The organism is Haloferax sp. KTX1 (assembly GCF_902410085.1).
Classification (GTDB): domain Archaea; phylum Halobacteriota; class Halobacteria; order Halobacteriales; family Haloferacaceae; genus Haloferax; species Haloferax massiliensis.
In genome coordinates this window covers 1-611 of record NZ_CABPRH010000055.1, presented here as the reverse complement: position 1 = coordinate 611, position 611 = coordinate 1, and the positions used below count along the sequence as shown (strand labels likewise).

General features: G+C 64.0%; 2 pseudogenes. One reads left to right on the top strand and one right to left on the bottom strand.

Going from position 1 to position 611, the window contains the following annotated elements:
* Positions 1–431: pseudogene (locus tag FY251_RS20715) on the top strand (methyl-accepting chemotaxis protein); the annotation flags it as partial.
* A 4-nt stretch (positions 432–435) separates the two neighbouring features.
* Here the strand turns inward: FY251_RS20715 and FY251_RS23520 are convergent.
* Positions 436–611, bottom strand: a pseudogene (locus FY251_RS23520) (cupin); the annotation flags it as partial.

Here is a 611-nt window from a genome sequence, read left to right as displayed (position 1 = left end):
TGGCAGAGGAGACCCAGGCATCGGCGACCGAAATCGAACAGCTCATCGCGGAGACCCAGGCCCAGACCGAAACCACGGTCACAGAGGCACGGGGGGCAAAGCAGGATATGCAGGAGAGTACAGAAGCCGTCGAAGACGTCGTCGACACGTTCACGCAGGTGGCCGAGAACGCCGAGGCGACCGACGACGGGATTCAGGAGATCAGCGACACGACCGACGACCAGGCCGCCACGACCGAGGAAGCGGTGTCGATGGTCGAGGAGGCCGTGGACATCAGCGAGGCGACCGCCGCGGAGACCGAGACCGCCTCCGCGACCGCGCAGGAACAGGCCGCGTCCATGTCGCAGGTCAGTGCCAGCATCGAATCACTCGCCGAGCAGTCCGAACGGCTCCAGACGATGCTGTCGGAGTTCGAAGTCGACAGCCGATAGCGGCTCACTCCTCCCAGTACTCTTTTTCCGCGTTCCTGTCGAGATACGTCGACAACGTCCGGTCCGCCTTCTCGCCGCCCGGCGGTGACCCGGCGTACAGCCCGACCATCTCCCGGTCGGGGTAGACGGTGATATCCGGTTCCTCCATCGTCGAAACCATCAACAGTCGGAGTTCAGACT